Source organism: Streptomyces sp. NPDC005017, assembly GCF_042873115.1.
Lineage (GTDB): Bacteria > Actinomycetota > Actinomycetes > Streptomycetales > Streptomycetaceae > Streptomyces.
The window spans coordinates 125,395-138,100 of sequence record NZ_JBIALD010000013.1; the positions used below are offsets into that span (position 1 = coordinate 125,395).

General features: G+C 70.6%; 12 protein-coding genes, 1 tRNA gene and 2 pseudogenes. 10 read left to right on the forward strand and 5 right to left on the reverse strand.

Features of this window, described 5'->3' with window-relative positions:
- Positions 1-154: 154 nt before the first annotated feature.
- Positions 155-622 carry a RidA family protein gene (locus ACFYR0_RS21245; RefSeq protein ID WP_389330073.1) on the reverse strand — a complete coding sequence of 156 codons (468 nt, stop codon included), beginning with the start codon at positions 620-622 and terminating at the stop codon, positions 155-157.
- The gene (locus ACFYR0_RS21250; RefSeq protein WP_386386419.1) at positions 619-789 is read right to left on the reverse strand and encodes a DUF4177 domain-containing protein; all 171 of its coding nucleotides are present in this window, start codon (positions 787-789) and stop codon (positions 619-621) included. The genes ACFYR0_RS21245 and ACFYR0_RS21250 overlap by 4 nt, the downstream gene beginning before the upstream one ends.
- Before the next feature lie 161 nt (positions 790-950).
- On the opposite strand from ACFYR0_RS21250, the gene ACFYR0_RS21255 reads away from it, so the two are divergent.
- Positions 951-1,928: an ArsA family ATPase gene (locus tag ACFYR0_RS21255; protein WP_389330076.1), complete on the forward strand. Its 978-nt coding sequence runs from the start codon at positions 951-953 to the stop codon at positions 1,926-1,928.
- Positions 1,925-3,241, forward strand: a complete 1,317-nt coding sequence (locus ACFYR0_RS21260) for an ArsA family ATPase (protein ID WP_389330079.1) — start codon at positions 1,925-1,927, stop codon at positions 3,239-3,241. The genes ACFYR0_RS21255 and ACFYR0_RS21260 overlap by 4 nt, the downstream gene beginning before the upstream one ends.
- Before the next feature lie 256 nt (positions 3,242-3,497).
- Here ACFYR0_RS21260 and wblA read toward each other — a convergent pair whose 3' ends face one another.
- Complete coding sequence (gene wblA, locus ACFYR0_RS21265; RefSeq protein WP_386386414.1) at positions 3,498-3,836, reverse strand: transcriptional regulator WblA; 339 nt, start codon at positions 3,834-3,836, stop codon at positions 3,498-3,500.
- A 406-nt stretch (positions 3,837-4,242) separates the two neighbouring features.
- Between wblA and ACFYR0_RS21270 the strand changes: the two genes are divergently transcribed.
- Positions 4,243-6,507: a transglycosylase domain-containing protein gene (locus tag ACFYR0_RS21270; protein WP_389330082.1), complete on the forward strand. Its 2,265-nt coding sequence runs from the start codon at positions 4,243-4,245 to the stop codon at positions 6,505-6,507.
- 245 nt (positions 6,508-6,752) lie between these two features.
- Here the strand turns inward: ACFYR0_RS21270 and ACFYR0_RS21275 are convergent, their stop codons facing one another.
- Positions 6,753-7,217, reverse strand: a complete 465-nt coding sequence (locus tag ACFYR0_RS21275) for a GatB/YqeY domain-containing protein (protein WP_389330085.1) — start codon at positions 7,215-7,217, stop codon at positions 6,753-6,755.
- 159 nt (positions 7,218-7,376) lie between these two features.
- On the opposite strand from ACFYR0_RS21275, the gene ACFYR0_RS21280 reads away from it, so the two are divergent.
- The 7 genes and pseudogenes from ACFYR0_RS21280 to mobC all read left to right on the forward strand — a co-directional run bounded on the left by ACFYR0_RS21280 (position 7,377) and on the right by mobC (position 12,485).
- Positions 7,377-8,306, forward strand: a complete 930-nt coding sequence (locus ACFYR0_RS21280; protein ID WP_389330088.1) for a metallophosphoesterase — start codon at positions 7,377-7,379, stop codon at positions 8,304-8,306.
- Positions 8,307-8,535: 229 nt separating this feature from the next.
- Positions 8,536-9,324 carry a Pr6Pr family membrane protein gene (locus ACFYR0_RS21285; RefSeq protein WP_389330091.1) on the forward strand — a complete coding sequence of 263 codons (789 nt, stop codon included), beginning with the start codon at positions 8,536-8,538 and terminating at the stop codon, positions 9,322-9,324.
- Between the two features lie 33 nt (positions 9,325-9,357).
- Positions 9,358-9,431: transfer RNA gene (locus tag ACFYR0_RS21290), tRNA-Pro, on the forward strand.
- Positions 9,432-9,674: 243 nt separating this feature from the next.
- A complete protein-coding gene (locus tag ACFYR0_RS21295; protein ID WP_389330094.1) occupies positions 9,675-10,355 on the forward strand; it encodes a DUF488 family protein in 681 nt (226 codons plus the stop codon).
- A gap of 121 nt (positions 10,356-10,476) precedes the next feature.
- Positions 10,477-10,725, forward strand: a pseudogene (locus ACFYR0_RS21300) (hypothetical protein); the annotation flags it as partial.
- A gap of 4 nt (positions 10,726-10,729) precedes the next feature.
- Positions 10,730-11,182: pseudogene (locus tag ACFYR0_RS21305) on the forward strand (ATP-binding protein); the annotation flags it as partial.
- Between the two features lie 964 nt (positions 11,183-12,146).
- Complete coding sequence (gene mobC / locus ACFYR0_RS21310) at positions 12,147-12,485, forward strand: plasmid mobilization relaxosome protein MobC (RefSeq protein ID WP_389330097.1); 339 nt, start codon at positions 12,147-12,149, stop codon at positions 12,483-12,485.
- A 24-nt stretch (positions 12,486-12,509) separates the two neighbouring features.
- Here the strand turns inward: mobC and ACFYR0_RS21315 are convergent, their stop codons facing one another.
- A complete protein-coding gene (locus ACFYR0_RS21315; RefSeq protein ID WP_389330100.1) occupies positions 12,510-12,653 on the reverse strand; it encodes a hypothetical protein in 144 nt (47 codons plus the stop codon).
- Positions 12,654-12,706 lie beyond the last annotated feature (53 nt).

Below are 12,706 nucleotides of genomic sequence, written 5' to 3' on the forward strand. Positions count from 1 at the left end.
CCCAGACCGGCCCCGGCCCGGCCCCGGGGAGGAAGCGATCCACCCCGGAGCCACAATCGGACCGAGCCACGACCGGACGCAGCCGCGATCGGACGGCGCCACGATCAGACGGCGCTCACGCGCACATCGACCGGGCACACGGCGCGCACGCCGCTCACGCCTCCGTCAGCTCCACCTGGACCTCTACCTCGACCGGCGCGTCCAGCGGCAGCACCGCGACGCCCACCGCGCTGCGCGCGTGCACGCCCTTGTCGCCGAGGACCTCGCCCAGCAGCTCGCTGGCGCCGTTGAGGACGGCGGGCTGGCCGGTGAAGTCGGAGGCCGAGGCCACGAATCCGACGACCTTCACCACACGCGCGATGCGGTCCAGGTCACCGGCGACGGACTTCACGGCCGCGAGGGCGTTCAGCGCGCAGACGCGGGCCAGGTCCTTGGCCTCCTCCGGGGTGACCTCCGCGCCCACCTTGCCGGTGACCGGGAGCTTGCCCTCCACCATGGGCAGCTGGCCCGCGGTGTACACGTACACGCCGCTCCGCACGGCGGGCTGGTACGCGGCCAGCGGCGGCACGACCTGCGGCAGGGTCAGCCCCAGCTCGGCGAGCTTCGCCTCGACCGCGCTCATGCCGCCTGCCCCGGCTTCGGGCGCTTCAGGTAGGCCACGAGCTGCTCGGGGTTGTTGGGGCCGGGCACGACCTGGACGAGCTCCCAGCCGTCCTCGCCCCAGGTGTCCAGAATCTGCTTCGTGGCATGGACGAGCAGCGGCACGGTTGCGTATTCCCACTTGGTCATGGGGCCGACTGTAGCCGCTGCGACGGGTGGTGCCGCGTCGGGTGACGACCGGTCGGGGCGGCGGCGCCGGGGCGGCTTCGGCAACCGTTTCTCCACAGGCTCGGCGTGTGCTTGTCCACAGCCTTGATTGCCGCGCCGCCGGACTGGTTACGCTCGAAGACGTGAGCAGGCTCCAGGTCGTCAGCGGCAAGGGCGGGACCGGTAAGACGACGGTCGCCGCGGCCCTAGCGCTGGCCCTGGCCACGGAGGGGAAGCGGACGCTCCTCGTCGAGGTCGAGGGTCGGCAAGGCATCGCGCAGCTCTTCGAGACGGAGGCGCTGCCCTACGAGGAACGGAAGATCGCGGTCGCGCCAGGGGGCGGGGAGGTGCACGCCCTCGCCATCGACCCCGAACTGGCCCTTCTGGACTACCTCCAGATGTTCTACAAACTCGGCGGCGCCGGACGCGCCCTGAAGAAGCTCGGCGCGATCGACTTCGCCACCACGATCGCGCCGGGCCTGCGGGACGTCCTGCTGACCGGCAAGGCGTGCGAGGCGGTCCGCCGCAAGGACCGAAGCGGCCGGTTCGTCTACGACTACGTCGTGATGGACGCGCCCCCGACGGGCCGTGTCACCCGCTTCCTGAACGTCAACGACGAGGTCGCCGGCCTGGCCAGGATCGGCCCGATACACAATCAGGCGCAGGCCGTGATGAGGGTGCTGAAGTCGCCGGAGACGGCCGTGCACCTGGTGACGCTGCTGGAGGAGATGCCGGTCCAGGAGACCGCCGACGGCATCGCCGAGCTGCGCTCCGCCCGGCTCCCGGTGGGCCGCGTGATCGTCAACATGGTCCGGCCCGAGGTGCTGGACGCGGCCGGTGTGGATCTCGTACGCAAGCTGCCGCGCACGGCCGTCGCGCGGTCGCTGTCGGCCGCCGGGCTGGGCGGCGCGCGGCGCGGCGGGAACGCCGAGCGGCTGGTGGACCCGCTGCTGGAGCAGGCCGAGGAGTACGCCGAGCGGCACGCCCTGGAGCGGGAGCAGCGCGCGGTCCTCGGAGACCTGGACCTGCCGCTGCACGAACTGCCGCTGCTCGCCGAGGGCATGGACCTGGCGGGTCTGTACGAACTGGCAACCGAACTGCGGAAGCAGGGGATCGCATGACCCCGGAACCCGTCCAGGAGCGCCGTATCGCCCCCGCGCGCGTCCTCGACATCGACCCGCTGCTCGACGACCCGGAGACCCGGATCGTGGTGTGCTGCGGCTCGGGCGGGGTCGGCAAGACGACCACGGCGGCGGCGCTGGGCCTGCGCGCGGCCGAGCGTGGCCGCAGGGTCGTGGTGCTGACCATCGACCCGGCCCGTCGGCTCGCGCAGTCCATGGGCATCGACTCGCTGGACAACACCCCGCGCCGGGTCAAGGGCATCGACGAGGCGGCGGGCGGCGAACTGCACGCCATGATGCTCGACATGAAGCGCACCTTCGACGAGATCGTCGAGGCGCACGCGGACGCCGAGCGGGCGTCCGCGATCCTGAGCAACCCCTTCTACCAGTCGCTCTCGGCGGGCTTCGCGGGCACGCAGGAGTACATGGCGATGGAGAAGCTGGGACAGCTGCGCTCACGCGACGAGTGGGACCTGATCGTCGTCGACACACCGCCCTCGCGGTCCGCGCTGGACTTCCTGGACGCGCCCAAGCGCCTCGGTTCGTTCCTGGACGGCAAGCTGATCCGTGTGCTGCTGGCGCCCGCGAAGGTGGGCGGGCGCGCGGGGATGATGTTCCTGAACGTAGGCATGTCGATGATGACCGGCGCCCTCGGCAAGCTGCTCGGCGGGCAACTGCTCAAGGACGTGCAGACGTTCGTGGCCGCGATGGACTCGATGTTCGGCGGTTTCCGCACCCGCGCGGACGCGACGTACAAGCTGCTCCAGGCGCCCGGGACGGCCTTCCTGGTGGTCGCGGCCCCGGAGCGGGACGCGACGCGGGAGGCCGCGTACTTCGTGGAGCGGCTGGCCGCCGAGGACATGCCGCTCGCGGGTCTGGTGCTGAACCGGGTGCACGGCAGCGGCGCCGCCCGGCTGTCGGCCGAGCGGGCGCTCGCCGCCGCGGAAAATCTTGAGGAGCCCCGCATTGTCGATCAGCCGGACGGGAAGGCTGAGCTTCGTAACTCCCCCGAGAAAGACGGCAGTTCGAACTCCCCCGACCCGAACGCCGCCGCCGGCGCCGACCCCGGCACCGATTCCGGTGCCGAGCACGACCGGTCCGCGGACGAACTGACCGCGGGCCTGCTGAGGCTGCACGCGGACCGCATGCATCTGCTCTCCCGCGAGCAGCGCACACGTGACCGTTTCACCGCGCTCCACCCCGAGGTGGCGGTGGCCGAAGTGGCCGCCCTGCCCGGCGATGTGCACGACCTCGCGGGGCTGCGGGACATCGGGAACCGGCTCGCGGCCCACCGGCCGGAACTGCCCGAGTGACCCGCTGCCTCGGGTGACCACTGCCCGACGCCCCTGGGCCGAGCCGCGCGGGCTCCCGGCGGGGGCTGCTCACGGGCTCCTGGCCAGAGCTGCTTGTCGGCTGCCGGCCGGAGCCGCTCGTCGGCTCGTGACCGGAGCAGCCCGCGGGGCGGTGACCGGAGGCGCCCGGCGGTGGGTGACCGCGGGCGGCTGACGGTCGGTGACCGGACCGGTCCGCCGACCCGGCACGGCGGGTGGTCGAGTCCTGCCCAGGACCTCAGCCCACCGCCGCGTAGTTCTCGTACACCTGGTCGTCGTCGAGGGGTACCAGGCCGACCCCACGCTCGTACTCCGTACGAGCCGTCTCCAGCAGCCGGCGCCAGGAGGTCACGGTGGGCCGCCTGCGCAGCAGCGCGCGACGCTCCCGTTCCGTCATCCCTCCCCACACGCCGAACTCGACGCGGTTGTCGAGCGCGTCGGCCAGACATTCGGTGCGTACCGGGCATCCGGTGCACACCGCCTTGGCCCTGTTCTGCGCTGCTCCCTGAACGAACAGTTCATCCGGATCGGTAGTGCGGCAGGCCGCCTGCGCACTCCAGTCGGTTACCCAGCCCATACCGGCGCCGTCCTCTCCCGAATCGAGGCTCCCCCACGGCGGCAGCGGCATATTCACCGCCGCCAGTTGAGGACGTTACGGAAGGTGGGCACAGCGCAACACCCCCTTCGGGCCCAATCTTGAATGGCCCGAACGGACTATGCGTAAGCGGCAGATCACCCGCGGGAGTGAGCGGGCGACATGCGTGACAATTCCCACAGAACAGGACAGTTCAGTTGAGTCACAACGGGCGCCACGTGACACAGAAGGCGGATTCGGACACGCCCCCGACGGAGAGCCGGGCCCATCCGGAACGATTCGGGGTCGCCGGACGTATTGATACATGGCCGCACTGCTGTGACAGTTGAGAGCAGCTTAGGCCAAGGCATATACGCGTGTCCGGCGAATGAGAACGTAGGCTGCCCCCATGCCAAAGAAGCCCTCAGGCGGTGGCCTGTCGCCCGTGCAGCAGGCGGCCAAGTTCCTCGGTGTCAGTGTGCTGGCCGGCGCAGTCATGGCCGGTATCGCGCTGCCCGCCGTCGGCGCGCTGGGGCTCGCGGCCAAGGGGTCGGTGGAGAGCTTCGACGAGCTCCCGGCCAACCTGAAGACGCCGCCGCTCAGCCAGCGCACCACGATCCTCGACGCCCAGGGCGGCACGATCGCCACGGTGTACTCACGCGACCGCACGGTGGTCGAGCTCAAGGACATCTCGCCGTACATGCAGCAGGCGATCGTCGCGATCGAGGACGCGCGCTTCTACCAGCACGGCGCGGTCGACCTGAAGGGCGTCCTGCGCGCGCTGAACAAGAACGCGCAGAGCGGCGGGGTCGCCGAGGGCGCCTCCACGCTCACCCAGCAGTACGTGAAGAACGTCTTCGTCGAGGAGGCCGGCGACGACCCCACCAAGGTCGCGCAGGCCACCCAGCAGACCCTCGGCCGCAAGATCGCGGAGCTGAAGTACGCGATCCAGGTCGAGGAGGAGCTCGGCAAGAAGAAGATCCTCGAGAACTACCTGAACATCACGTTCTTCGGCCAGCAGGCCTACGGCGTCGAGGCGGCCGCCCAGCGCTACTTCTCCAAGCACGCCAAGAGCCTCAAGGTCCAGGAGGCCGCGCTCCTCGCCGGCATCGTCCAGTCGCCGAGCCGCTTCGACCCGGTCAACGACGAGACCGAGGCCACCAAGCGGCGCAACATCGTGCTCCAGCGCATGGCCGACGTCGGCGACATCTCCCAGGAGGAGGCCGACAAGGCCAAGGAGACCCCGCTCGGCCTCAAGGTCAAGCAGCCCAAAAACGGCTGCATCACCGCCGTGAAGGGCGCGGGCTTCTTCTGCGACTACGTGCGCAACGTGTTCCTGACCGACCCGGTCTTCGGCAAGACCAAGGAGGACCGGGCCAAGATCTGGAACCAGGGCGGTCTGACCATCCGGACGACGATGGACCCGCAGGCCCAGGACTCGGTCCAGCAGTCGGTCAAGGACCACGTCCGCAAGAACGACGAGGTGGCGACCGCGGCGAGCATCGTCGAGCCCGGCACCGGCAAGATCCTCGCCATGGGCCAGTCGCGGCCGTACGGCTTCGGCAAGAACGAGACGCAGATCAACCTCTCCGTCGACCAGTCCATGGGCGGCGGACTCGGCTTCCAGCCCGGTTCGACGTTCAAGCCGATCGTGGCCGCGGCCGCCATAGAGGGCGGCATGCCGGCGACGAAGATGTACCGCTCGCCGTACGAGATGGAGTACCCGAGCCCGGTACAGGCCTGCGACGGCAAGATCTGGGACGAGAAGGGCGTCAAGCTCACCAACGAGAACGAGGCCGAGGTCGGCCCGTACTCGATGAAGGAGGCGACGGCGAAGTCCGTCAACACCTACTACGTCGAGATGATCAGCGAGATCGGCATCTGCCCGGTGACCGAGATGTCGGCCAAGATGGGCGTCGCGCGTGCCGACGGCAACGAGATGCACCAGAACCCCTCGATCGCCCTCGGCAGCGAGGAGATGTCCCCACTGACCATGGCGAACGGCTACGCCACCTTCGCCTCGCGCGGCATGTACTGCACGCCGGTCGCCATCGAGGCGATCAGCCGGCGCACCGGCGGCCAGACGAAGTCCCTGGAGGTCCCGAAGTCGACCTGCTCGCGGGCGATGTCCGAGACCACGGCCGACACCATCAACACGCTGCTGCGCGGCGTGGTCGAGGACGGTACGGGTACGCAGGCCGGTCTCGGCAGCCGCCCGAGCGCCGGTAAGACCGGTACCACCGACGAGCGCTTCGCCGCCTGGTTCGTGGGCTACACCCCGAACATGGCCGGTGCCGTCTGGGTCGGCGACCCGGCGCACGAGCGCAAGATGGAGGGCATCAGCATCGGCGGCGTGTGGCACGACAAGGTCTTCGGTGGCCAGGTGCCCGGTCCGATCTGGCGCGACATGATGACCGGCGCCCTGGCGAACAAGGAGGTGCTCGACTTCAACCTGGTCGACATCCCGGACCCGCCGAAGCCGGAGGACAAGGACAAGGACAGGGACAGGGACAAGGGCCGCGACGACGGGGGCAACGGCGACGACGGTCTCATCGGCGGCCTGCTCGGCGGCGGCAACGGAAACGGCGGGGGCAACGTCGAGCCTGACCCCACGTTCTCCATCCCGGAGGGCTTCATCCAGGGTCCGGGCAACGGTCCCGGGGGACGTGACTGACCGCCCTGCCGGCAGCTATGGGTGATGCCCTGCGCACGCGAACTCCGTGCGCAGGGCCGCGGGTTGGAACGGCACCGGCATGATCCCGCTACCTTTGCGGCAGGTCCTCGCCCCGCCCCACGCCCTGGTACTGGGGGCCGGGCGGGAAGGGGCTGGGGCCCCCGGACATGACACAGCCGCCTCTCGGGCCTCGGCGGCCCGGGGCGGCTGGTCGGCGTACGACGCGCGCGTGGGTACGGGGGCACTCAGCCCGCGAGCAGCTTCTTCACCGTGGCGGCGACACGGCCGCCCTCGGCCAGACCGGCCACCTTCGGGTTCACGATCTTCATGACCGCGCCCATGGCCCGGGGCCCCTCGGCACCCGCGCCCGTGGCCTCCGCCACGGCCGCGGCGACGATCTGCTCCAGCTCGTCGTCGGAGAGCTGCTTGGGCAGGTACGCGGCGAGGATCTCGCCCTCCGCCTTCTCCCGCTCGGCCTGCTCGGCGCGGCCGCCCTGCGCGAAGGCGTCCGCGGCCTCCCGGCGCTTCTTCGCCTCGCGCGTGATCACCTTCTGCACCTCGTCGTCGGAGAGCTCGCGCTTCTCCTTGCCCGCGACCTCCTCCTTGGTGATCGCGGTGAGCGTGAGCCGGAGCGTCGAGGAGCGCAGCTCGTCGCGCTCCCTGATCGCGGCGTTGAGGTCTTCCTGAAGCTTCGACTTGAGCGTGGTCATGGCTTGATTGTCGCAGGTACCGGGGGACGGCCGCCCGTGCATTTCCCAGGAGACGGCGGCACGGGACGACGTACGGGGGCAGCGGCCCGGCTCCGCGTGCGGGACGGGCGTGAGGGACGGCCGTACGGAACGGACCGGCGGGTCTGACACGATGTCCGTATGCGCGCGCGATACGGAGTACCCCTCGGCATCACGGCGGTAGCGGCCGCCGGTCTTCTCTACTCGGCGGGTTTCGAGGCCCGCTCGTTCCGGCTCCGGCGGGTCACCGTCCCCGTACTGCCGCGGGGCATGCGCCCGATGCGCGTGCTGCACGTCTCCGACATCCACATGGTCGGCGGGCAGCGCAAGAAGCAGCGCTGGCTGCGCTCGCTGGCGGGTCTGCGCCCCGACTTCGTGATCAACACGGGCGACAACCTCTCCGACCCGGAGGCCGTGCCCGAGGTGCTGGACGCGCTGGGGCCGCTGATGGACTTCCCGGGGGCGTACGTCTTCGGCTCGAACGACTACTACGGGCCGACGCTGCGCAACCCCGCCCGGTACCTCTTCGAGAAGGCGCAGGGCAGGCACGGCCTCAACGGCAACCCGCCCGCCGTCGGCGTGGTCCACAACCCGTGGGAGAACCTGCGGGACGGCTTCGACGCCGCGGGCTGGCTGAACCTGACGAACACACGGGGCCTGCTCAAGGCGGACGGCGCGACGATCGAGCTGACCGGCGTGGACGACCCGCACATCAAGCGGGACCGGTACGCGGAGGTGGCCGGGGGGCCTTCGGGCACGGCGGACTTCTCGATGGGTGTCGTCCACGCGCCGTATCTGCGCAGCCTGGACGCGTTCACGGCGGACGGCTACCCGCTGATCCTGGCCGGCCACACCCACGGCGGCCAGGTCTGCCTGCCCTTCTACGGCGCCTTCGTCACCAACTGCGACCTGGACACGGACCGCGTCAAGGGCCTGTCCACGCACACGTCACAGGGCCGTACGGCGCATCTGCACGTGTCGGCGGGCTGCGGGGCGAGCCGCTACACGCCGGTGCGCTTCGCGTGCCCGCCGGAGGCGACGCTCCTGACGCTGGTGCCGCGGGAGGCGTGACGGGGGCGAGGTGACGGGTGGCCGGGGCGGACGGGCCCGGCCGCGCGGGTCAGGCGGGGGCGGCGAAACGGCTGCCCGCGCGGGTCAGACTGGGGCGGCGAAACGGCTGCCCCAGCCACTCCAGTCACCCCACGGTCCTCTCCCGCCACTCCCACCGCTCCCGTCTCGGGGGTAACCCACACAGCCGACCCACATCGCCCGTTATGCCGGTTATACCTAGCTTGAGGGTATGACCGCCCCGATACCCAGGGACATCCCGGACCTCCCCGCGATCCCGGGAATGCCCGCGCTGCTGCCCTCGCACGTACCCGCCGCGGCCGTGGTGGCGCCGGCGCGCAGGCCGCTGACGGCCGCCTTCCGCCTGCTGACCGCACTGCTGGCGGCCGCGGGCGTGACCATCGAGATGCTCCTGGGCAGCCCGCTGCGCGTCCTGAGCTTCTTCACCACCCAGGCGAGCATCCTGCTGGCCCTGGTCCTCGTCGCCTCGGCCCGCCGCGCCTGGAGCGCCCGACGTCCACTGCCGGGAGGCCTCACCGGGGCCGTACTGCTCTACGTCGTGATCACCGGCCTGGTGTACCACCTGCTGCTGGCGAACGCGGCGAGCCCGTTCGCGATGACGGGGACGACGGCCACCCCGACGGGCTGGCACGCGGTCTCCAACCACCTCCTGCACACGGTGGTCCCCGCCGCGGCCGTCCTGGACTGGCTGCTGCTCACTCCCCCGGGCCGCCTGCATCTGCGCCAGGCCGCGACCTGGCTCGTCTACCCGCTCGCCTATCTGGCCTTCTCCCTGACCCGCGGCGAACTCCTGCTCCCCGACACCCCGGGCGGCCGCTACCTCTACCCCTTCCTCGACGTGGACGCCCACGGCTACAAGTCCGTCCTCGGCAACGCCCTCCTCCTGGGCCTCGCCATCTACGCCCTGGCGGTGCTCCTGGTGGCCCTCGACCACACCCGCCCGAACCCGATCCGCCACCGTGCCAAAACCGGATTTCGTCTCCAGCCACCAGTGGGCTAAAGTAAACGTCGTCGCCGCGAGAGCAGCGACGATCGGGGTGTAGCGCAGCTTGGCAGCGCGCTTCGTTCGGGACGAAGAGGTCGTGGGTTCAAATCCCGCCACCCCGACAGGGAAGTACCAGGTCAGGGGCCTGATCCACTTAGTGGATCAGGCCCCTGAGCGGTTTCTGGAGATCGTTTGGGAGAAATCTGGGAGAAGATCTTGGTCGGCTTCTCCCAGGGGGTGACCGCTGGGCGGGTGTGCGGTTCGGCACGCGAGGACACCCGGACCTGCGCGTTCGCGAATCCAGCTCCGCACACGGCCAAGAACGACATGTCCGCCCACCTCAACCGCCGTTAGGATCACGGCACATGGCAGCCCCTCACTCAGCGCGTCCCCACGATCACGCCCGCGCCCTCGCTCGGCGAGTGCGAGCGCTGCGGGAGGCCCGCGGGTGGTCGCGGGAGCGGCTCGCCAAGGAGGCGGGGATCGCCGTCCGGACGCTGGCGCGGCTGGAGGGTGAGGGAGCGATCCAGTCAGGTTTCCTCACGGTTGGAGCGGTCGCCGAGGCGCTGGAAGTCTCCCTCGACGATCTTTTCCGGGCGACCAAGACCGCACCTGGGCTCTGGTCCGCAGGGTATGAGGGACGGGACATCGAGTCGTTCGTCGCCTCACTCCGCGACAGCCGGATCGATGTCGTGGCGGACGTACGGCTCACGCCGATCAGCCGTAAGAAGGGCTTCAGCAAGACGCGGCTCGGGGAGGCGCTGGCCGAGGCCGGCACCGAGTACACGCACCTGCGTGGCCTGGGCAATCCCAAGGACAACCGGGAGCCCTTCTGGGAAGGCCGCCTGGAGGTGGGCAGGGCGCGCTTCCGGAGCCTGCTCCGGTCCGAGGAGGCGCAGTCGGACCTCGACCGCCTCGCCGAGCACGCCCGGCAGTCGCGGGTCGCGGTGTTGTGCTTCGAGAAAGACGAGGCCCGCTGCCACCGGCAGGTCGTCCTGGAGACGGTCCGCAAGCGGGCCGCTGTACCCGTGATTCCCCTGGCCTGACTTCGTCCCTCCCTCCTGCACGCGCCCTTGCCAGAGGCGCATGCCTCTCCTCCAATCGGGATTGGGGAGATCAGTGGAGGGGGCGGCTATGCGATCGGGGAAACGTCAGCGCGCGAGAATCATGATCACGGTCAAGACGTATCCGGAGCTGTCCAACAAGTACCGCGAGATCAGCTGTGTGGCGGGCATACGCCTGGATGAGGGTGCGCCTCGGCACGTACGGCTGTTTCCCGTGCCCTTCCGGCTCTTACGGGAGGAGGACCAGTTCCGGAAGTACTCGATCATCGAGGTCGACGTGGAGCCACACGGCACACGTGACAAGCGGCCTGAAAGCCTGCGACCAGACCTCGACACTCTCCAGATCGTGGGCGACCGGTGGACCGGGCATCGCTGAGGGCCCGTCGCTGCTGCTCGCCGGGCCTGCCGGCACCGGCAAGACCCACCAGGCGTACGGCGCCGTCCGCGCCCTCCTGAGCCGAGGCGTCCGCCTGCGCTGGGAGGCGACCACCACCGCCGACCTGTACGCCCGCCTGCGCCCCCGCCAAGGCCACGACGCCGAACGCGACCTGCAGACCCTGGCCCGCTGCCCGCTGCTCCTCCTCGACGACCTCGGCGCGGCCAAAAGCAGCGAGTGGACGGAGGAGCTCACCTACCGGCTGATCAACCACCGGTACGAGCACATGCTCCCGACCCTCATCACCACCAACCTCCCCACCGCCGAACTCCGCGCCGCGCTCGGCGACCGGGTCGCCTCTCGCCTAGCCGAGATGACCGAGCGCGTCATCCTCACCGGTCCCGACCGACGCCGCGCCGCGCCCGCCGCCTGACCAGCCCGCGCGCTTCCCGCCCATCGACCGCAAGCTGCCTGCGGCCATCGCTCGCCAGCGCCCGGCCACCCGTCGGTCCCCGGCGTGATGACGCGCAGGGATCGCTCCATCTGGCCGGTCAGGCGCGGTCCCCAGCAACGGTCCCCACCGACAGCTCATCGGCCGGGGACCGAGGAGACCTCACCAGGGGACCGGCCTCCGGCCGGGGACCGTCCCCAGGCGAACGGCCCGAGCCCAGCCACCGGGACCGAGGAAGGCATCAAACGGTGACCGCGAGGACTGGCCCGAGGACCGCGAGACCCCGGTCCACGGTCCCCGGGACCGACGCTGCCGCAGGGGACGCGGCGGGACCATCCCACGAAACTGCTGGTCAGGGCGCTATGGGACCGGTCCCCTCCACGGTCCCCGACGGCGGAGACCAGCACACAGAATCCGATCCGGGGACCGCTCACGTCGGGACCGGCATCCCTCGGTCCCCGACGGCGGGGGCCACGGTCCCGCGGACACCAGCCACAGCGGGGACCGACCCCGCACGGTCCCCGCGAAGGGGAAGCCGCAGCCGACAGGCTCGAAGCCGGTCCCGAGGCGGATCAGCCGGGCCGGCCTGGCAGGTCCTTGAACGGCTGCGCAACCAGGCTGGCACCGCTACGACGACAAGGAAGAAGAGCCCATGAAGACCCCGCCTATAGACCCTGCCCCCACCCCAGATGAGCCGACTGCCAACTCGACCTCAGGGGGAGCAAGTTATCGGCGAAGACACTCTTCCCCGTCGGGGAAGGCGCCCTCGCCCCAGCCCGCCCCTGGGATGGCGGGAACGGACCAGCACCGGGGGGCGCAGGTCCACGAGACAGCATCCCGGAACGGATCCCAGCCGGACAGACTCCCGCCGCGCCGCGAGCGCCACGCCGCCAAGAACCGTCCGCGTAAGCGCTCGCCCAAGCCACCCGCTCACAAGCGCGTTCATGTGTGCAGCGTCCGCCTCAACGACGACGAGAAGACCCGGCTCACCGCCGCCGCGACCGCAGTCCGCACCACCTTGCCCGCCTTCCTCGCCCGCAGCGGCCTCGCTGCCGCCGATGACCTCGACTGCACCGCCGCCGCAGTCGCCGGACGACGGGAGCTGATCACAGAACTCTTCGCCGCCCGTCGGCACCTCGGCCACGTCGGCAACAACCTCAACCAGGTCGCCCGCACTCTCAATTCAGGCGGACAGCCACCCGAACTCGAGGCGGCCCTCCGCGCCACCGCACGTGCCGTCCAGCGCGTCCAACACGCCACCGACCAGCTCCTCGCCCACAACTAGGACCCACACCTCACGCGCCGGCCGTCAGGGCCGATAGATCATTTCGATCAGGCCGGCGGCGATCAAAGCCCATGCCCCGATGCCCAGCAGCCACAAAGAGTCGGTGAGGGCACCGGTGACGACCAGTGGCACGGCGGCCAGCAGCAGGGCGTACTCGATGCGCCGCACGTCTCGGTCGCGAGAGGGGTCAGGGGCCTTCATCCGGCCACCCGCCTGCCCGA